Origin of the sequence: Litchfieldia alkalitelluris, from assembly GCF_002019645.1 — a bacterium.
Classification (GTDB): Bacteria; Bacillota; Bacilli; order Bacillales; family Bacillaceae_L; genus Litchfieldia; species Litchfieldia alkalitelluris.
In genome coordinates this window covers 5,354,319-5,374,348 of record NZ_KV917374.1, presented here as the reverse complement: position 1 = coordinate 5,374,348, position 20,030 = coordinate 5,354,319, and the positions used below count along the sequence as shown (strand labels likewise).

Sequence of the window (20,030 nt, the reverse complement as noted above, 5' to 3'; positions counted from 1 at the left end):
GAGGATTTGAATTTGAAAATGACAGAAAACTTTTGGCGTGATTTACCACGACCTTTTTTTATACTGGCACCAATGGAAGAAGTGACGGATGTTGTTTTTCGTCATGTAGTGAGTGAGGCAGCTAGACCGGATGTGTTTTTTACAGAGTTTACAAATTCGGATAGTTATTGTCATCCAGAGGGGAACAAAAGTGTGCGTGGGCGTTTGACTTTTACAGAGGATGAACAACCGATTGTTGCTCATATATGGGGAGACAAGCCTGAGAACTTTAGGCAAATGAGTATTGGAATGGCGGAACTTGGTTTTAAAGGTGTGGATATCAATATGGGCTGTCCTGTACCTAATGTGACGCAAAACGGAAAGGGAAGTGGCTTAATCCTCCGTCCAGAAGTTGCAGCAGAATTAATACAAGCAGCAAAAGCTGGAGGGTTGCCTGTAAGTGTAAAGACAAGGCTTGGGTTCACGGAAGTAGACGAATGGCGCGACTGGTTGACACACATATTGAAGCAAGACATTGCGAATCTTTCTATTCATCTGCGTACACGAGAAGAAATGAGTAAAGTAGATGCTCATTGGGAACTGATCCCGGAAATTAAGAAGCTTCGTGATGAGGTTGCACCAGATACACTCTTGACGATCAATGGCGATATCCATGACCGTCAAACAGGCTTAAAGCTTGCTCATCAATACGGAATTGATGGGGTGATGATTGGGCGTGGTATTTTCCATAATCCATTTGCCTTTGAAAAGGAGCCGAAAGATCATAGTAGTCAGGAATTGCTGGATCTCTTAAGGCTGCATATGGATCTCCATGACAAATATTCAAATTTAAAGCTACGAAAATTCACTGCTCTTCATCGCTTTTTTAAGATATATGTCAAAGGGTTTCACGGGGCAAGTGAATTAAGAAATCAATTAATGAATACAAAGTCAACAGATGAAGTACGTGAATTGCTTCATGACTTTGAATCAAAGAATTTTGAAGGGGTGGGGGAACAGTAGTGTCCCTATAATTCAAAATCACGCGAGAAAAGTGAGCATCCGGCGGGTGTGCTCCATAATCCGACGAGATGCGAAGAAGATCTGACCAGATCGAGCAATCAAAGGAATTCTACGTGAAAGCAGAATGTGTCTGGCAGTAGAACTGAAATTGTACTAGCATCACTTGCTCAGCCTATGTCTGAGTTTAAATAAATAGAGTTAGTCATTTTATTTTCCTTCTTTTTTCTATTTATATTAGCTATGAAAGGTAAAATATAAAAGAAGCTTTGAAAAAGTATATTCCCTTTTTCAAAGCTTCTTTATTTTATTTTCCAACATTCCTAAATTACTTGATGCGAAAGCCTATACTGATGCGGTGTTGTACCAATTGTCTTTTTAAATAAATGGATAAAATAAGACACATTACCAATCCCTACTTGTACACCGATAAATTCAACAGAGTTATCAGTCATTTGAAGTAAATGACATGCTTGCTTTATTCTACGAACAGTTAAGTATTCAGTAAGGTTACTTCCGGTCTCGCGTTTGAATATTCGAGATACATAGGGCTTTGATAGATGGAGTTCAAGAGAAAGCTTTTCTAAGTCAAAGGATTCCATATAATGCTCTTCGATCCATTGCATGATTTTTTCCGAGTATCTTAGTGAACGTAATGTTTTGTGATGAAGGGTCGAATCCTGGTATTGGGAGTTCGCTCGGATGCAAGAGAGGATTTGCATAAGAAAGAGCTGATAATCTTCCTCCCAGTTATTTGTTGTAATTGATTGATCAAAGGCATTAAACATCTCAGCAACATATTGGGAACGACCGGATAAATCAAATGCTTGCTTTTCATAAATGCCATTTTGTAGTCGGTGGAATAAGTTATTAAGCCCTGGGAAGGTATGTAAGTTTTTCCCTTGGGAGATAGGGTCGAAATGTAAGATGCTTCGTTCGTAGGGTGTCTCTTTGGATACTTCTACATGAACCATATGTAACTGAAAAGGTTGGAAAAAGAAAAGCATTCCCGGTTTCATCTCATAGGTTTGTTGATTAACAATGACACGTCCTTGTCCACGATGAACGAATAAAATTTCACACCCTTGATGCCAGTGGTAGAATCCTCTAAAGTTATCATCGGATATCCGACGATAAATCCAATGAAAGGGCTTTAAATCAAACAATATTGATTCAAATAAACGATCCATAGTAGCCTCCTAACAGAACAACAGAACCATATTATTAGTTATTATACAACAACTTTTAATCTATGGCCGAAGTTATACTTTATTTAGTAACTAAGTAGGAGGGAAATCATGTACAAGTTAAATCAACAAGAGATATTAAAAATGCTTGAAGAAAAAGTTGAGCGTATGGTAGAGCAAATAGGCGATAAATCACCACACGTAGCGCGAGCTGATGGAGTGTATGATGATATGCGACATTCTTGGTGGACATCTGGCTTCTGGCCAGGTTCGTTGTGGGTGATGCATGATATGACTGGAAATGAGAAGTTTAAGGATGCTGCAATGGATTGGGATGAAAAGCTACAAGTATGTCTTTCTGAGCACCCAAGTGGATTGGATCATGATGTAGGGTTTCAATTTTTACTAACAGCTGTGATTAAACATGAAATTCTAGAAAACGAGAGTAGCTTTGGAATAGGGCTGCAAGCTGCGAATTATTTAGCAGGACGTTTTAACCCAGTTGGGAAATTTATCCGTGCCTGGAACGGAGATAAACTCGGTTGGGCGATTATTGATTGTATGATGAATCTTTCTCTATTATTCTGGGCAAGTCGTGTAACTGGAGATCCTAGATATAAACAGATTGCTACCCTACATGCGGACACTGTATTAAAATATGGGGTTCGAGAGGATGGAACAACTTGTCATATTTTATCATTCGATCCTGAGACAGGTGAGTTTATTGAATCGATTGGTGGTCAAGGGAACGCACCTGATTCTGCTTGGAGTAGAGGAAATGCATGGGCAGTTTATGGATTTGCTAATACTTACCGACATACAGGAGATATTCGTTATTTAAATGCAGCCAAGCGGGTCGCACATCATTTTATTGCAGGTCTTCCAGAAGATCATGTACCTTATTGGGATTTTCGTGTAAATTCAGTTAAAGGTGAGCCTAGAGATAGTTCTGCAGCAGCAATTGCCGCTTCTGGGTTACTAGAAATTGCTGACTCGGTACCGAGTAATGAAAAACGACTATATGCAGATGCTGCAACAAATATACTAGCTTCTTTAACTGAGAATTATGCGACTTGGGATCAGCCAGAACATCATGGAATTCTTGTCGGAGGAACAGGACATAAGCCGGCTAATGAAAATATTAATGTTTCACTTATCTATGGTGATTATTATTATATTGAAGCGATAGCTAAGCTAAATGGGTGGGAACGACGTATTTTTTAATGGTAGAATGCGATTCTAAAAATAACATCACTAATATTACAGAAAAGCCTAGTATTTTACTGTTTAAAAGCGAGATACATAAATAATCATTTAAAGGGGTGTTAATCCCATGAATCACGTAAGGTTAGGAATAATTGGTGGCGGTAATATGGGGACGCAACATGCAATGTACTTGCAAAAAGGAGTCATAGAGGGAGCGGTTTTAACAGCTATTTTAGAAAAGAATGAGCAGCGTAGTAACGAATTAAAGTCGATCTTAAATCATGATATTGAAGTGTTCAACGATGAGAATGCATTTTTTGAATCCGGGCTAATTGATGCCGTTTTAGTAGCGACACCACACTACGAACATTCTTACTTAGTTATAAAAGCATTTGAACTTGGCTTTCATGTCCTTTGCGAAAAGCCTGTTAGTGTGTATACAAAACAAGCGAGAAAAATGAATGAAGCGGCCGAGAAGAGTGGTAAGGTATTTTCAATGATGTATAACCAACGTACAAATCCGCTTTATCAAAAATTACGTAGTCTTATCCAGACTGGAGAATTAGGCGAAATCCGTAGAATTAACTGGATTATTACTAATTGGTATCGCTCTCAAAGTTACTATGATTCAGGCGGATGGCGTGCAACCTGGGCTGGAGAAGGTGGCGGGGTGTTAATTAACCAGTGTCCACATCAACTAGATTTATGGCAGTGGCTGACTGGAATGATGCCAACACGGATGCGAGCATTTTGTCAATTTGGCAAATATCGTAATATTGAAGTTGAAGATGACGTGACTGCATATGCAGAGTATGATAACGGTGCAACTGGTGTATTTATTACGACTACTGGAGAATCACCGGGAACAAATCGCTTAGAAATAACGGGTGACCACGGAAAAGTGGTCGTAGAAAATGACAAGTTAGACTTTTGGAGACTCCGTGTGTCAGAGTCAGAATTTAACCGTGAATATAAGGGCGGATTCGGAGAGCCCGAATGCTGGAAAGTGGAAGTACCTATTATTGGACATGAAACAGCTCATGCTGGCATTACGCAAAACTTTGTAGATGCTATTTTAAAAGATACGCCGCTTTTAGCACCAGGTGAAGAAGGGATTAAAGGGTTATCGTTATCAAACGCCATGCAACTTTCAACTTGGATAGATAATTGGGTGGAATTTCCACTTGATGAAGAGTTGTACTACAAGTATTTGCAAGAAAAGATCGCGAATTCTACTGTGAAAAAAGAAGCTAAAAGTATCTCATTAGATTTGGAAGGAACCTATTAGAAGTGAGGGGTTATCAAAATGAGTAGACAAGATGGCATGAACTACGCTCCTAAAGGAAAGATTAATAGGGTTGTTAAAGAAGGGGAATTTAGCTTTGCTGCAATGGCATTGGATCACGGACATATTTATGGTATGTGTAATGGCTTAATTGAAGCGGGTGCTAGTCTAAAGTGGGTGTTTGATCAAGATCCTAAAAAGGTAGAAGCTTTCCAACAAACATTTCCACAGGTGAAAGTCGCATCATCTGAGCAGGAAATCCTTGATGATTCTAAGGTTGAATTAGTTGCAGCAGCTGCCATTCCCTCCAAGCGTTGTGAATTAGGTCTTAGGGTAATGGATCACGGAAAAGATTACTTCACCGACAAAGCCCCGTTTACAACACTAGAGCAATTACGTCTGGCAAAGCAGAAGATAAAAGAAACTGGAATGAAGTACATGGTGTATTATAGTGAACGGCTACATGTTGAAAGCGCTGTGTTTGCTGGGCAATTAATCGATGAAGGTGCAATAGGGAAAGTGATACAAGTAACTGGCTTTGGTCCACATCGCTTAAATGCTCCTTCCAGACCAGACTGGTTTTTTCAGGAGAAGTACTATGGCGGTATTTTATGTGATATAGGCAGTCACCAAATTGAACAGTTTTTATATTTTACGAAAAACAAAGAGGCAAAGGTGTTATCTAGTAAAGTAGCTAACTATAATAATCCTAATTATCCTGAATTAGAAGATTTCGGGGATGCAACCCTTGTTGGAGAAAATGGATCAACTCACTATTTCCGAGTAGATTGGTTTACACCTGATGGCTTGGGTACATGGGGTGATGGGAGAACATTTGTTGTAGGAACTGAAGGATATATTGAAATCCGAAAATATATTGATGTGGCCAGAGAAAATAGCGGGGACCACCTTTATTTGGTTAATGCCGAGGGTGAAAAACATTTTAGTTTAAGTGGTCAGGTAGGGTATCCATTTTTTGGGGAATTCATATTAGATTGCATCAATCGGACGGAAAATGCGATGACTCAAGAGCATGCATTTAAAGCAGCAGAATTATGTCTGCTTGCTCAAAAACAAGCGATACGAATTGATGAGTATACTAAAGTTTTTAATCAATAAAAGGAAGGAGGTAAGTGATTATGAAATTCTCAGTGTTTTCAGTAATGACACCGGATACAACTCCTGAACAGCTTCTAGACTATCTTAAGGAAACAGATTATGATGGAGTCGAATGGAGATTTAAACAAATACCTGGTGAATTGAGAAAAGAGCAATATAGTTTTTGGGGTAATAACTTATGTACGATATTGCCTGAAATCACAAATCAAGAGATTGAAGATTTACGAGTGAAGGCAGCAAAAAACAACATTGAAGTTGTGAGTGTTACTCCCTATTTACAGGCTGGAGACATAGTTGCAACAGAACATGTACTACAGGTTGCCCAGAAATTTGGTGCTTCCACAATTCGTCTAGGAGTTCCCATCTATGAACGTATGCAAAATTATAATGACCTTTTTAGAAAAGGCGTTACGTATCTAAAAGAAGTAGAGCAGATGTGTAAGCAATACAAAATTAAGGGCCTAGTTGAAACACATCATGTAACTATTGCGCCTAGTGCTAGTTTAGCTTATCGGTTAGTTAGTCAATTTGACCCAGATCATATAGGTGTGCTATATGATCCAGGCAATATGGTTCATGAAGGTTATGAGAATTATCGTATGGGATTAGAATTGTTAGGTGATTACCTTGCACATGTTCATGTGAAAAATGCATTCTGGCAAAAGAAACATGAGCATGAGGATGGAACCGTGGATTGGTTTGTCGAGTGGGCACAACTAGAAAAAGGCGTAGTAGATTGGAAGCAAGTATTTCGTGACTTAAGAGCAGTTGGTTACGATGGATATGTTGGAATGGAGGATTTTAGTCGTTCATTCGGTACAAAAGAATCATTGAAGCACAATATTGAGACTGTTAAAAGATTACTTTCTGAGATTGAGAGTGGACAGTAATTAGTCTAAAGGGGGGATAAGATGTTAGTACTACAAAATACAGACCGAAAGTTTTGGCTTGATTCGATGCTAAAAATAGCAAATCCTGTTCTTCATCATTTAAAAGATAGAACATTAAAACAGGAAATGCCAATAGAGATGCATGAAGGAACGGTACGTGAAAAATTTTCACATCTAGAAGCACTGTCTCGCTTATTAGTAGGAATGGCTCCCTGGTTAGAAAATACAAGTGAAGTTGAAGAAGAGGAAAATCTACGTTTGAAGTATGCAGAGCTTTCCAGAGAAGCGATTGATGCAGGTACAGACCCAAAATCACCCGATTATATGAATTTTTCGGATGATTTTCAACCTATTGTTGATACTGCTTTTCTTGCTCATGCAATCTTGAGAGCGCCAAACGAGTTGTGGGAAAAGCTTGATGATCGAGTAAAACAAAATGTAATTGAAGCGGTAAAACTTACGCGAACAAGAAAGCCCTTTTTTTCAAATTGGTTATTGTTCTCGGCAATCATTGAGGCGTTTTTATACAAAGTGGGAGATAAAAGTTGGGATCCAATGCGAGTCGATTACGCAATCAAACAGTTTGATCAATGGTACCTAGGAGACGGGATGTATAGTGATGGTCAAGAATATCATCATGATTACTACAACAGCTTTGTCATTCACCCGATGTTAGTGGATTTAATTGAAATCGTAGGAGATGAATACAGAGAGTGGGCAGTATTTAAAGAAGCAATCGTAAAGAGATCTCAGAGATATGCTGTCATTCAGGAGCGAACGATTTCACCTGAGGGAACTTTTCCGCCTGTCGGAAGGTCTCTTGCTTATCGTTTTGGTGTTTTTCAGTCATTAGCTCAACATGCACTTCGAAAAGACTTGCCATCAGAACTTCCTCCTGCTCAGGTCAGGAGTGCGTTAACTGAAGTGATAAAGAAGACGCTGTCGGCTCCGGGCACATTTATGGAATCGGGATGGCTCACGGTCGGCTTTTGTGGACATCAACCAGGTATCGGTGAATTTTATATTTCGACAGGTAGTTTGTATTTATGTACAGCAGCCTTTTTACCGTTGGGGTTACCGAGTTCTGATTCATTTTGGAGTGATCCATCAATGGAGTGGACATCAAAGAGGGCTTGGTCGGGGCAGGAATTCCTAATAGACCATGCATTTTAGGGTGTTTCTTTTCCAAATCTATGGATAAAAAACGCACACTGTCAGATAATCTAAATTGATAAAATAGACTAAAGTTTGATCAGTAAAAAACATGGGTGTAGCAAAGCTTCACCCATGTTTTATTAATCTCTATTTTTATCCCCAAATTTCCTTTGCAACATCAGCTATATATTTTAACTTCTCCCATTGCTGCTCTTCAGTTAATTTATTGCCGTGGTGAGTGGAAGCAAATCCACATTGTGGGCTAATACAAATTTGTTCAAGTGGAACATAGTTAGCTGCTTCTTGTACACGAGCCTTGATTGCTTCTTTATCTTCTAATTCCCCGTTTTTAGAGGTGAACACGCCTACTACTACTTGCGCTCCGCCATTTGGGACATGCTCAAGAGGCTTGAAATCACCAGAACGTTCGTCATCATATTCTAAAAAGAAGCCATCCACTTTTTCTTTAGCAAAGAAACTAGGTGCGATTTTGTCATAGGGACCTTCGAATGCCCAAGCAGATTGATAGTTTCCACGGCACAGGTGTGTCGTCACAATTAAGTCTTCTGGTTTTCCTTCAAGCACTCTGTTTACAACATCCAGTGCAAGATCGATTAACTGCTTTCTTTCTAATTCACTATTGGCAAATGGGAGTTCTGGAGCGCAAAGCCCTGCAATATATACATCATCTAACTGTAAATAACGGCAGCCTGCCTGATAAAATGCATGAATTGCATCGCGATAGGCTTGAATTACATCTTGAGCGAAATCTTCAATATTTGGATAAATCTCTTCATTTCGAATGCCAGCATTAAAAAATTGGTTTGGACTTGGAATTGTCATTTTTGCAACTGCACGGTCACCAACAATCTCGTTAAATTCAATGAAATCTTTAACGTGAGGGTGGTCGTGATTAAAAGAAACTTTACCAATGACACGTACATTATAAGCTTCAGTTTCGATGCCATTGAATTTATAACCATGGTCTGGCACGTAACCCTCTACACCGTTTAAATGTTCCATGAAATCAGTATGCCAAAATCTACGACGGAACTCTCCATCTGTTACCGCTTGAAGACCAACCTCAATTTGTTTGTCTACAATTCGTTTAATTTCTTCTGTCTCCACTGCACGTAATTGATCAGCTGTAATGCTACCTTCTGCAAATTTCTTCCTAGCATCATGAATTGATTGAGGACGAAGTAAGCTTCCCACATGATCAGCTCTAAATGGTGCTTTAATCATTGTCTTTGTCATTTGAATTCCTTCTTTCTCGCTAAAATTTTTGATAAAACCCTACCCTTTACTACGAAACAATTAGTCATTCTTCTTTATGTAGCAATTCTATATTTGATGTAAATTAACTGTAACATGTTTCCAACGGTATAGGGTAGAACTTAGAATTCATAGCTTGTTATAGCTTTTGGTTTTAGCGAGAGTCAATTGGGCTCGACAGATAGAACAAGAGAAGGCGGTTCAAATCTCTAAAAAGGGGAGGAAGGGGATGTAAGCTGGGCTAAAATTAATGCCTGTTTTGGACCTAGAGACTTTGGTATAATGGGTTTTGATAATTACTAGAGTTCAATACAAAAGAAACGGAGCAAAGTGGCCTTTGCTCCGTCTTCTTGGTCTGCAGCACATCCAGTAATTAAAGAAATCTCATAGGATTCTCTCCAGTCTCTTACTATTATTTTTAGGCGGCTACCCCAAAATATACATATTATCTAAACAGATAATAATTGGTTTTAGCTATTACTTCCTGACAAAAACATAAAAACGACGTGAGTCCTAATTAACGAGATCTGTTTTGAAGTGCAAAATCGAATTAACATTGCTTGTATAGTAATTCACCCTTAAATTAAGAAGCGATTTGGCAAGTAAATCAGAAAATGCGTGGAGACATATGCTCCAAGCATTTTTTTATTTCAAATAAGCACGGTTCACTGATTTCCAAATCTTCATGAATTGCCAGGAAATAAGTTACTAATATAAGGGGAGAAATTCCTCTTAATGAGGAAAAAGTACAAAAAAACGATAAAATAGAGGGAAGGATTCCACCTATTTAATCGAAAAATATGAAAATGGACCATTTTCTTTACCATAACGGTAAAAACTCCCCTTATATCCCCCGAACCAGCTCTAATCTGCAGGTTAACGGTAAAAACTCCGCTTATTTAAATTATCAGTTGTTACTCAATTACGGTTAAGAAAGAATGTCTGCCTCTCACCCGCACGCCAATTGTTATAACCATTAACTTGCGAATTTCACGCAGACAAAAACTTATGACACCATAATTAACGGGGTTCAAAATTCAGAGGCGGATTTACCGTTTTAGTTTATTGAACCCCATATATTCCGACAAACCAGCAGTCTAATCAGTTGCGAATAGGACTGCTAATTGGTGTACTGTTTGTATTCTAAATCCGAACCTGTTAGATCACAAAACTCCGTTTATTTTGCTATATCATTCACCAAACTCCTTCTCAACAGTAACTAATGCTGCTCCAATAACCTGGTGCATATCGTAGTATTTATAGTTCGCCAGCCTGCCTCCGAAAATAACATTCGGCTCCCCGTCAGCTAGCTCCTTATATTTCTTAAACATATCGTTATTTATATCATCATTAATTGGATAATATGGCTCTTCACCCGGCTCCCACTCACTTGGGTACTCCTCGGTGATAATTGTTTTGTCTTGTGTTCCGAACTCAAAGTGCTTGTGCTCAATCACTCGAGTATAAGGGGTTTCACGATCCGTATAGTTAACAACTGCATTCCCTTGGTGATTGTCAGTATCATCCAATACCTTTGTTTCGAATTGTAAGCTTCGATATTTTAAAACGCCAAATTTATAATCAAAATACTGGTCAATCATCCCTGTATAAACTACCTTTTTCGCAATCTTTGTGAGTTCATCTCTGTCCTCAAAAAAATCAACATTTAATCTAATATCAATATCCTCAAGCATTTTTTCGATAATGCCAGTATAACCACCTATAGGGATTCCTTGATAGCGATCATTAAAGTAGTTGTTGTCATATGTAAAACGAACAGGAAGGCGTTTGATAATGAAAGCAGGCAATTCCTTGGCCGGTCGCCCCCATTGTTTTTCTGTATACCCCTTGATCAGTTTTTCATAGATGTCTGTTCCAACGAGTGAGATGGCCTGTTCTTCCAAGTTCTTAGGATCTGTAATACCAGCTGCATTCCTTTGTTCTTCAATTTTCTGCATCGCTTCAGCGGGACTGATGACTCCCCATAATTTATTAAAGGTATTCATATTAAAAGGGAGGTTATATAATTCCCCTTTGTAGTTGGCGACAGGTGAATTCGTATATCGATTAAACTCAGCAAAACGATTAACATAGTCCCAAATTCGTTTATTGTTCGTGTGAAAAATATGAGCCCCATATTTGTGAACGTTAATGCCTTCGATTTCTTCTGTATATATATTTCCACCAATGTGGTGTCTTTTGTCGATAATTAGACACTTTTTGCCTCTTTGTTTTGCTTCATATGCAAATACTGATCCATACAAGCCAGCACCAACGATTAAGTAATCATACATGAAAAACTCTCCTTTATTAGACAGAAAAAAATGAGAAATGATATCAATTTTCTCTCCAATTCTGTTTCTTTTATACCACTTTCCGCCCTGTAGTCCCTTTTTTATATGTTCTTTATATTATGATATATATATCAATTTATAATAGCATTATAATTAAATCAATCAAATGGTGATCTGCATAACAAGTGTTGAAATAGTTGTTATGATTGGAGAATAGTTTTTAAGAAATAAAATTATGCTATACTATCAATACAAACGCGGTCGTTCACAGACGAAAGGAAACAATATGAATACAGAAGCATTGGAATATTTCATAAAAGTTTATGAGAAAAAAAGTGTTACTGCAGCAGCTAAGGACTTGTACATCACTCCACAAGGAATCAGTAAAACGATCAAACAGCTAGAACTAGAGTTGGAAACCGAGCTGTTTTACCGTGGTCCCCGTGGAATGGAAGCAACTGAAGCTGGTGAGTTACTTCATGCTCGTGCAAAACATATTCGGTATCTTATGGAAGATATAAAAAAAGAAATTAGCATAATCAGTGGAGGAAAGAGTGTTTTAAGTGTTGTTGCTACTTATTCTACCACTTCAATTTTACCAGTAGATTATTTATATAGGTTTACAGAACTACACCCGGAATTTCAATTGAAAATAAGAGAATATCCGGATGAATATGGAATCGGCAAATTATTCGAAGAAGAAGTTGATGTAGGGTTAGTGATCGGAAATGATGAAATTGAAAATTTTGAATATGAGATGGTAGGGCATGGAGAAGTAGTTGTAGTTGTATCCCAAAATCACCCGTTAGCAGTAAAAGATGAAATTTCTGTAATGGATTTAGAACATGAATCTCTCATGATCAAACCTGTGGGTGAAGGGAAAGAGCACGGCTTTCTTGAAAAATGTCTAGATGCTGGCTATACTCCTAAAGTTATCCATGAATTTGGTAGTATTTTAACAGCTCATCGACTTTGTGAAACGAATGGGTTTGTGGCCATTTCAATCGATTTTGTTGAGGAGTCTCTGAAAGAGGAAAATTTAAAAGTCTTAAAGTTAAAAGAAAAAATTCCGCAAAACGTGTATCTTGTTTTTAGAAAAAGGGGTATTCAATCTAAGGCAGTTTCACTGTTCCGAACGTATATAAAAGAAAAAAGGTTGTCGATTTGATGTGCCCAAATAGTCCATCGAATCGATAACTTTTTTGTATAGTTAACTAAAATTCACTAAAGCAAAAAATGTTAATTAGAAGAATTTGAACCATCTGCTAGGAGTTAAATTGCATGTTTCCATTACGTGGAATCGTTCACACCATCTCAGCTATAACGATACAATTGCTCGTGTCTGTATGCAAAAGGAGTATTTGAAAGGTTTGCATTTCACTCCATCAGTTTTGTGCAATGGCTTTTAAAACAGATGGGCAAAGAACCGCTGCAAATATCATTATGATGTCGATCTACCACAGCCATTTAGAGGTATTGCGAGATTGATTGGCGGTTTTGTAAATATGCCAATGTTGGATGGTATGTTGATGATGGTTAGTGGTCACTTCTTTAAAGGGGAAAAATTTGTTAAGAGAACGTAAAAAAATGATAAAGATTGCGAAGAACCAAGAACTGACAGTAGTAAATGCAATAAAGGAAATGTAAAATGAGTAAAGAGAAGATACAATTAACATGCCGTTAGGCTTTAGGACACGAATAAGAAAAACATCCAAATACTGCACTGTTTGTAGTGTTTTTTATGTTGAGTAATGGAATTACAGTGTTACAATTAATATTACTGCTTATAAGTACTAGTTTCCAAGTTTTACAGTTTGGTCTTAAAACTTTGATACCAGCCCTTATTTTGTCTTCGATTATGTAGCAGGTGCACTTTCATCAGGTGGTGGAGGTGGTCTAGCTTATTCCTAACAGTTCAAATTACCATTGGGATTGCACAGATTATTAACTTCTTTGCTCAAAAGAAGTATGACTTTTAAATTAAACAGCAACATTTGGGACGCAGCATTTCGGTATTTAGTTGCTTATGTTGATTACTATAGGTGTAGTAGCAGCTCAATGCTTATATAAACACCAATCTATAATATATTAATGGAAACATGAGGAATGGGAGCAGTTGAAGAAACAACGGCAGATATCATTACGATGATTATTAACAGTGCTATTTCCTTCTGGATATTCCTCCTAATCTTTAAAGTGATTTTAAAATAAGAACCTGATAAACAGGATAATGTAAAGGTAGTGTGAGTATGAAATTATTATCAGTAGTTATACCTTGCTATAATTCGCAGGATTATATGAGATATTGTATCGAGTCCCTATTACCAGGTGGAGAAGATGTAGAGTTACTGATAGTGAATGACGGCTCCGTAGACGAAACAGCAACGATTGCAGATGGGTATGCAAAAAGATATCCTACCATGGTAAAAGCAATTCATCAGGAAAATGGCGGACATGGAGAAGCCGTAAATGCAGGTATCCGACATGCTACCGGATTGTATTTTAAGGTTGTGGACAGTGACGACTGGGTTGATATTCGTGCATATTTAAAAATATTAAAGACTTTAAAAGATTTAGTCGTTGGCGAAAATTTTGTAGATATGATGATTAGTAATTTTGTCTATGAAAAAGAGGGCGCAAGATATAAAAAAGTCATGAAGTTTGATAATGTTCTTCCCGAAGGTCACACTTTTACTTGGGATGACATTAAACAATTTCGTAAAGGACAATATCTATTGATGCATGCTGTCATCTATCGAACACAATTACTAAGGGATTGTAAACTTGAACTTCCTAAGCATACGTTTTATGTGGATAATTTATATGTCTATACTCCTTTTGAACATGTAAAGACGATGTATTATGTTAATGTTGACTTTTATAGATACTTTATCGGGAGAGAGGATCAGTCGGTTCAAGAAAATATCATGATCAAACGAATTGATCAACAGATTAAAGTAAATAAAATGATGATTGAGCAGGTGGACCTAGAGACGATTCCAAATCTGAAATTAAGAAACTATATGCTTAAGCATCTTGAAATTGTTACAGTAGTATCTACAATTTTATTAATTCGTTCAGGTACAGTAGAAAATCTTAAGAAGAAAAAAGAATTATGGATGTATATAAAAGAAACAGATACTCTATTATACCAATCTCTAAAATATGGAATACTGGGTGGTTTAACTAACTTACCTGGACGTGCTGGACGTAGTATATCTGTTGGAGCATATAAAATCTCTCAAAGGCTAGTTGGTTTTAATTAGTTTGTGGTTGAGGATTAATATCTCTATTTTATAAGAAAAATTTTATATTATATTACTATCCTTAAGGTGTTAGGCGGTACCTCAAACTAGGTACCGCCTAACCTTTTATATTGCATGAATATTTGTTTTAGTAGACACCCGCGCAAATTTAAATATTCGCACCATGGAGTATGAAAAAAGTTAGTAATTTATACTTTTAGTTTGTGTCTAGCTCCAGGCGCTATCGGCTCTCAGGTCTAAGTCAATCCTTCTAGAAGGTTAAAGAGCAACCTTCTAGCCATCTTGTCTTATTCCTGTCGCCGATGAACAAGCGCCTTCCGCTTTTCTTATTACAGGCTAGACAACGATTTATCAAACCACCAAAAAGTTCTCTCTATCTTCCAAATACCTCTAACACAATAAAAGCACTATTCATGTATAAAAAACGACTTTATATGTCGTTAAGATATAAAAGTATTAACAATATGTTAAAGTGGTCATTATTACCTCTACTATTCCTGAATATCCTTATTTAAAATAGAATGAAATGGTACTCTTTTTCCATTATGAGTCTTTACTATGTTAAAATGAAAACGGTTGTTTTTTAAAAGAAGCCAAACTAAGAAATGTTTAAAATCCATAGATTCTATAGTAGAATATTAACTAGTGAAATAAATCTTTAGAAACTAATATAAATAAGTGAAGTATCTCGGTACCTCTGCGGGGGGTATTATTTGAATATAAAAGAGGAATTGAGATGAAATATAAAGAATTAATTGCGAAAATGACGTTAGAAGAGAAAGCATCTTTAATGTCAGGAAAAGACTTTTGGCAAACTCAGAATATTGAGCGTCTTGGAATTAATAGTATATTTCTTGCTGATGGGCCGCATGGAATTAGAAAACAGGCAGTAGGAGCAGACAAACCAGGCCTTAATGCAGGTGAACCAGCGACATGCTATCCAACTGCTGCAACGGTTGCGAATAGTTGGAATGCAGAATTAGGAGAAAAAGTTGGAGAGTACCTTGGTGAAGAGGCAATCGCACAAAAAGTGAATGTCCTACTTGGACCTGGTGTTAATATGAAAAGAAATCCCTTATGTGGCAGGAATTTTGAATATTTCAGTGAGGATCCATATCTTGCGGGGAAAATGGCTGCCAGTTATATAAGAGGAATTCAGTCATACGGAGTTGCGGCTTGTGTAAAGCATTTCGCTGCAAACAATCAGGAAGAGAGACGTATGTCCATTGATACAATCGTTGATGAACGGACGCTTCGAGAAATCTATCTTACTGCTTTTGAAATTGCTGTTAAAGAAGGTAAGACGAAATCAATTATGTCTTCTTATAATAAATTAAATGGAACTTATACGAATGAAAACCTACATTTAATGCAGGATATTTTACGTGGTGAATGGGATTATAAAGGTACTGTTATTACTGATTGGGGCGGAAGCAATGATCGTATAGCAGGATTGTTAGCAGGTAATGAGTTAGAAATGCCAACCACGGCAGGAGAAACTGATCAAGAAATAATACAGGCAATTAAACGTGGGGAAATTAAAGAAGATGTATTAGACGAATGTGTGGACAGATTGCTAGATCTTATTTTTACAACAGAGAAGGCCTATCAACGGCCTCATGTGGAATTTAATGTTGAAAGACATCATCGAGTTTCACAAAAGGTTGCAGAAGAATCGATTGTACTCCTCAAAAATGAAGGGAATATTTTACCTCTTCGATTTGGGAAAAAGGTGGCTGTCATCGGAGACTTTGCCAAGGATGCGCGCTATCAGGGTGCAGGTTCATCAATTGTAAATCCAACGATATTGGATCATACTTTAGATTGCTTTGAGGAATCTGGAATTGTTAGTATTGGATATGAACCTGGATTTGAACGATATGGTAAGAAAAGTCAGCATAAAATAGATGAAGCATGTGAACTAGCAAAAAAAGCAGATGTTATTTTACTATATCTTGGTCTAGACGAAGCGACTGAAGCTGAGGGACTTGACAGAGATAGCATGAAAATTCCGGAGAACCAAATTCAATTATTAAACGCTATATATGAAGTTAATCAGAATATTATCGCGATTCTTTCTTGTGGGTCTGCCGTTGAGATGCCATGGATTGGGAAAGTAAAGGGACTATTACACGGTTATTTAGGTGGTCAAGCTGGAGCGAGAGCGATACTAAGAGTACTGTCGGGTGATGTAAATCCATCAGGGAAATTAGCCGAAACCTATCCATTGCGATATGAGGATACACCTTCTTTTCGCCATTTTCCAGGTAATGAAGCTAGCGTAGAATATCGTGAAGGAATGTATATTGGCTATCGATATTATGATACAGCTGATGTGAATGTGCTTTTCCCGTTTGGATTTGGTCTAAGTTATACGACATTTGTTTACTCAGATTTAGAGGTTACTAAGGACGGCGTAACTTTCATAATTACGAATACGGGACGTATTGCAGGGATGGAAATCGCGCAGTTATATGTTGGATGTGATTCCGAGGACATTTTTAGACCAAAAAAGGAATTAAAAGGTTTTGATAAGGTATTTATTAATGCCGGAGAATCAAAGAAAGTGAAAATTCCTTTTGATGATAAAACATTTCGCTATTATAATATAAAAACGAATAAGTGGGAAATAGAGGAAGCAGAATATAGTGTTTTGATCGGTGCATCAAGTACTGATATTAGACTAGTGGACCGTATCCATGTCGAAGGTACTGGAGCTCCACTTCCGTATGACAAAATCAAGCTTCCATCTTATTTTGCGGGAAAAGTGACCAATGTGGATGAAGAAGAATTTGAGATTCTTTTAGGACGTAAAGTACCTGTTTCGACGTGGGATCGCACAAAGCCGCTTGGTTATAACGACATTATTGCACAGTGTCAGTATGCTAAGGGATGGGTTGCAAGATTCACTTATCGTTTAGTTGTATTTGCTCACTGGTATCTACGTAAAGTTGGAAAAAGAAGTTCAGCAAACCTAATTATGATGTCAATATATCATATGCCATTTAGGGGAATTGCTAGATTAACAGGTGGCGTTGTTAATATGCCAATGTTGGATGGAATTTTAATGATGGTTAACGGGCATTTCTTTAAAGGTTTGCGTCATGTGTGGAAAGAACGAAACAAGAAGGTAAGGTTCACTAAGGTTAAGTTGTAGCAATCACGTTACGGATGATGTTGGTAGTTTAAGAAATTGGTAAAACGTTGCTGTGCTCTTGATTATGGTAAGCCGCTTTTTTGGTAAGAAAAAATATCCTATTATAATGTGAAAGACCCTACCGAAGAGTGGTAGGGTCTTTATTAGTGTATAAAATTTTGGAATACTACAGTCGTTGATACTGTCGTGTATGGAGACTAATAACTTAAACCGAATATTTTTTTATAAAAATCAACAATGGGATGCATTTAAGAAAAAGTTTGGTTCAAAATACGTCCTATCGTCATTAAGGGGTTGAAAAGTTTAGGGACTGTGGGGGATATTAGAAAAGTTGGTTTTTCGCTTGGGTATAGGAACTCATAGACGGAGAAATTCCGGCTAATGTTTCCAGTAGGGACTTAAGAAGCAATATAGACGGAGAAATTCCGGTTAACTTCTCTAATATATGTCTAAATCTAAAGATTAGGTTCATATAAGCGGAAAAATCCCCGTTATTTTTGGAAAAATGTTAATATTTACCGATTTAAGCGGAATTTTTCCGTTTAATATACACCCACAGTGAAATAACCAACATTATAGTTGTGAAGAGTACAACTGTGAAATGGAAAACACTCCATCTTAAGAAGATAGAGTGTTTTATCATTTAAATCATTATATTAAGAGTTATTTCTTAACTCCTCCATACTAAATAAATTGTTAAAATCAGTCCAATTCATTTTCAATTTCATATATTCACGAAATGAATAGCATGTTTTTTCTTGTGGCCTATTATAAAGCTTTGAAATGAAATGTTGTAAACGTGCTTGGATCATAAAGTAATAATGATTAGTGTTTCCTACCACAGGAATTTCAATGATTTTTACTTTTTGACCAGCTGCATTTTTAAATTCTAGACTTTTGTACAACAAAATATCATCTCTCTTTTACCCGTTTTTGTATATTATACACGAATTTGCTGAACAGAAGTGTATAAATATGAAGTAATGATGAATATTTTGAATTTTTAATTCCCTTTGCTTAAAAAAATAAAAAACCAGATTTCTACAAATAGAAATCTGGTTTAAACTATTTATGCTAGTCTCATCTTAAAATCTTGATAACCAAATTGGTGCTCGACACGACAGTTACCATCTTTATCTTGAACAGCGATTGCTGGAAGTGCCATTCCGTTAAACGTAGTGTTTTTAACCATTGAATAAATGGCCATATCACCAAATACTAAACGATCTCCAAGCTGTAATGGCTGATCAAAGGAATAATCTCCAATCACATCTCCAGCCATACATGTTTGTCCACCAAGGCGATACGTAAATGGTTTTTCCCCTGTTTCACCTGACCCAAAAAGAGGTGGGCGATAAGGCATTTCCAATACGTCAGGCATGTGGCATGATGCAGACGTATCAAGAATAGCGATATCCATTCCGTTTTTAATCGTATCAAGGACCGTTGTGATTAAGTAACCTGCATTCAGCGCAACTGCTTCACCTGGCTCTAGATATACTTCTAATCCATAGTTATCTTGCATTTTCTTGATACACTCTTCTAGTAATGGAATATCATAGTCTACTCTTGTAATATGGTGACCGCCGCCGAAGTTAATCCATTCCATCTGTGGAAGATACTCACCAAACTTTTCAATTACAGCTTCAAGTGTCTTAGCTAAATCGTCAGAGTTTTGTTGACAAAGTGTGTGAAAATGCAGGCCAGAAACGCCTTCGAGCAAATCGGGACGGAACTGAGATTTAGTTACCCCAAAACGAGAACCAGGAGCACATGGATCATAGATATCATGTCCATCTTGCGTGGAACGTTCAGGATTTATGCGCAAACCAACTTTTTTGCCGGCTTTAAGCACTTTATCCTTATATCTTTCCAGCTGCGAGAAGGAATTAAAAATGATATGGTCACAAATTGAAATCACTTCATCGATTTCATCATCCCGGAATGCTGGGGCAAAGACATGGTTTTCTTTGCCCATTTCTTCATGACCAAGAAGAGCTTCGTATAAGCCACTTGCAGTCGTACCATCTAAATATTCACCAATAAGAGGATACAGCTTATACATTGAAAATGCTTTTTGTGCCAAGATAATCTTACATCCTGTACGGTTTCTAACGCCGTTAAGGATTTTTAAGTTTTTTTCTAAAAGTCCTTCGTCAATTACATAACATGGTGTTGGTAATTCTTCGAACCTCAT

14 protein-coding genes are annotated in these 20,030 nt (G+C 37.3%); 9 read left to right on the top strand and 5 right to left on the bottom strand.

All coding sequences use genetic code 11. From position 1 onward, the window contains the following. Nucleotides 1-18: 18 nt before the first annotated feature. The gene (locus BK579_RS24945; protein WP_078550834.1) at nt 19-1,002 is read left to right on the top strand and encodes a tRNA dihydrouridine synthase; all 984 of its coding nucleotides are present in this window, start codon (nt 19-21) and stop codon (nt 1,000-1,002) included. A 320-nt stretch (nt 1,003-1,322) separates the two neighbouring features. Here BK579_RS24945 and BK579_RS24940 read toward each other — a convergent pair whose 3' ends face one another. Beyond that, complete coding sequence (locus BK579_RS24940; RefSeq protein WP_078550205.1) at nt 1,323-2,189, bottom strand: AraC family transcriptional regulator; 867 nt, start codon at nt 2,187-2,189, stop codon at nt 1,323-1,325. Between the two features lie 108 nt (nt 2,190-2,297). On the opposite strand from BK579_RS24940, the gene BK579_RS24935 reads away from it, so the two are divergent. The 5 genes from BK579_RS24935 (at nt 2,298) to BK579_RS24915 (ending at nt 7,859) form a co-directional block, all read left to right on the top strand. Continuing rightward, the gene (locus BK579_RS24935) at nt 2,298-3,410 is read left to right on the top strand and encodes a glycoside hydrolase family 88 protein (protein WP_078550203.1); all 1,113 of its coding nucleotides are present in this window, start codon (nt 2,298-2,300) and stop codon (nt 3,408-3,410) included. Between the two features lie 109 nt (nt 3,411-3,519). After that, nucleotides 3,520-4,680, top strand: a complete 1,161-nt coding sequence (locus BK579_RS24930; RefSeq protein ID WP_078550201.1) for a Gfo/Idh/MocA family protein — start codon at nt 3,520-3,522, stop codon at nt 4,678-4,680. 18 nt (nt 4,681-4,698) lie between these two features. Continuing rightward, the gene (locus BK579_RS24925; RefSeq protein ID WP_078550199.1) at nt 4,699-5,796 is read left to right on the top strand and encodes a Gfo/Idh/MocA family protein; all 1,098 of its coding nucleotides are present in this window, start codon (nt 4,699-4,701) and stop codon (nt 5,794-5,796) included. A gap of 20 nt (nt 5,797-5,816) precedes the next feature. After that, a complete protein-coding gene (locus BK579_RS24920; RefSeq protein ID WP_078550198.1) occupies nt 5,817-6,686 on the top strand; it encodes a sugar phosphate isomerase/epimerase family protein in 870 nt (289 codons plus the stop codon). Between the two features lie 21 nt (nt 6,687-6,707). After that, a complete protein-coding gene (locus tag BK579_RS24915) occupies nt 6,708-7,859 on the top strand; it encodes a DUF2264 domain-containing protein (RefSeq protein WP_078550196.1) in 1,152 nt (383 codons plus the stop codon). 135 nt (nt 7,860-7,994) lie between these two features. Here BK579_RS24915 and BK579_RS24910 read toward each other — a convergent pair whose 3' ends face one another. Next, nucleotides 7,995-9,098: a 5-methyltetrahydropteroyltriglutamate--homocysteine S-methyltransferase gene (locus BK579_RS24910; RefSeq protein WP_078550194.1), complete on the bottom strand. Its 1,104-nt coding sequence runs from the start codon at nt 9,096-9,098 to the stop codon at nt 7,995-7,997. 1,208 nt (nt 9,099-10,306) lie between these two features. After that, nucleotides 10,307-11,410: a UDP-galactopyranose mutase gene (gene glf / locus BK579_RS24905; protein ID WP_078550192.1), complete on the bottom strand. Its 1,104-nt coding sequence runs from the start codon at nt 11,408-11,410 to the stop codon at nt 10,307-10,309. Nucleotides 11,411-11,645: 235 nt separating this feature from the next. Here glf and BK579_RS24900 point away from each other — a divergent pair, with 235 nt between their 5' ends. The 3 genes from BK579_RS24900 (at nt 11,646) to BK579_RS24885 (ending at nt 17,833) form a co-directional block, all read left to right on the top strand. Then, nucleotides 11,646-12,578, top strand: a complete 933-nt coding sequence (locus BK579_RS24900; RefSeq protein WP_235848538.1) for a LysR family transcriptional regulator — start codon at nt 11,646-11,648, stop codon at nt 12,576-12,578. Nucleotides 12,579-13,659: 1,081 nt separating this feature from the next. Then, on the top strand, nt 13,660-14,676 hold the full coding sequence (locus tag BK579_RS24890) for a glycosyltransferase family 2 protein (RefSeq protein WP_078550187.1): 1,017 nt from the start codon (nt 13,660-13,662) through the stop codon (nt 14,674-14,676). 736 nt (nt 14,677-15,412) lie between these two features. Further along, nucleotides 15,413-17,833: a beta-glucosidase family protein gene (locus BK579_RS24885; protein ID WP_078550185.1), complete on the top strand. Its 2,421-nt coding sequence runs from the start codon at nt 15,413-15,415 to the stop codon at nt 17,831-17,833. A 656-nt stretch (nt 17,834-18,489) separates the two neighbouring features. Here the strand turns inward: BK579_RS24885 and BK579_RS24880 are convergent. Together BK579_RS24880 and nspC are read right to left on the bottom strand one after the other, a co-directional pair. Next, entirely contained in the window at nt 18,490-18,741 is a 252-nt protein-coding gene (locus BK579_RS24880) for a DUF2535 family protein (protein ID WP_078550183.1), read from the bottom strand. A gap of 161 nt (nt 18,742-18,902) precedes the next feature. Beyond that, entirely contained in the window at nt 18,903-20,030 is a 1,128-nt protein-coding gene (nspC, locus tag BK579_RS24875) for a carboxynorspermidine decarboxylase (protein WP_078550181.1), read from the bottom strand.

Excerpts from the sequence above, each read along its gene's own strand:
- BK579_RS24945 (WP_078550834.1), top strand. The coding sequence starts at position 19 with ATGACAGAAAACTTTTGGCGTGATTTACCACGACCTTTTTTTATACTG.
- BK579_RS24935 (WP_078550203.1), top strand. The coding sequence starts at position 2,298 with ATGTACAAGTTAAATCAACAAGAGATATTAAAAATGCTTGAAGAAAAA.
- BK579_RS24890 (WP_078550187.1), top strand. The coding sequence starts at position 13,660 with ATGAAATTATTATCAGTAGTTATACCTTGCTATAATTCGCAGGATTAT.
- BK579_RS24915 (WP_078550196.1), top strand. The coding sequence starts at position 6,708 with ATGTTAGTACTACAAAATACAGACCGAAAGTTTTGGCTTGATTCGATG.
- BK579_RS24910 (WP_078550194.1), bottom strand. The coding sequence starts at position 9,098 with ATGACAAAGACAATGATTAAAGCACCATTTAGAGCTGATCATGTGGGA.
- BK579_RS24940 (WP_078550205.1), bottom strand. The coding sequence starts at position 2,189 with ATGGATCGTTTATTTGAATCAATATTGTTTGATTTAAAGCCCTTTCAT.
- BK579_RS24930 (WP_078550201.1), top strand. The coding sequence starts at position 3,520 with ATGAATCACGTAAGGTTAGGAATAATTGGTGGCGGTAATATGGGGACG.
- BK579_RS24920 (WP_078550198.1), top strand. The coding sequence starts at position 5,817 with ATGAAATTCTCAGTGTTTTCAGTAATGACACCGGATACAACTCCTGAA.
- nspC (WP_078550181.1), bottom strand. The coding sequence starts at position 20,030 with ATGAGGTTCGAAGAATTACCAACACCATGTTATGTAATTGACGAAGGA.
- BK579_RS24885 (WP_078550185.1), top strand. The coding sequence starts at position 15,413 with ATGAAATATAAAGAATTAATTGCGAAAATGACGTTAGAAGAGAAAGCA.
- glf (WP_078550192.1), bottom strand. The coding sequence starts at position 11,410 with ATGTATGATTACTTAATCGTTGGTGCTGGCTTGTATGGATCAGTATTT.
- BK579_RS24900 (WP_235848538.1), top strand. The coding sequence starts at position 11,646 with ATGCTATACTATCAATACAAACGCGGTCGTTCACAGACGAAAGGAAAC.
- BK579_RS24925 (WP_078550199.1), top strand. The coding sequence starts at position 4,699 with ATGAGTAGACAAGATGGCATGAACTACGCTCCTAAAGGAAAGATTAAT.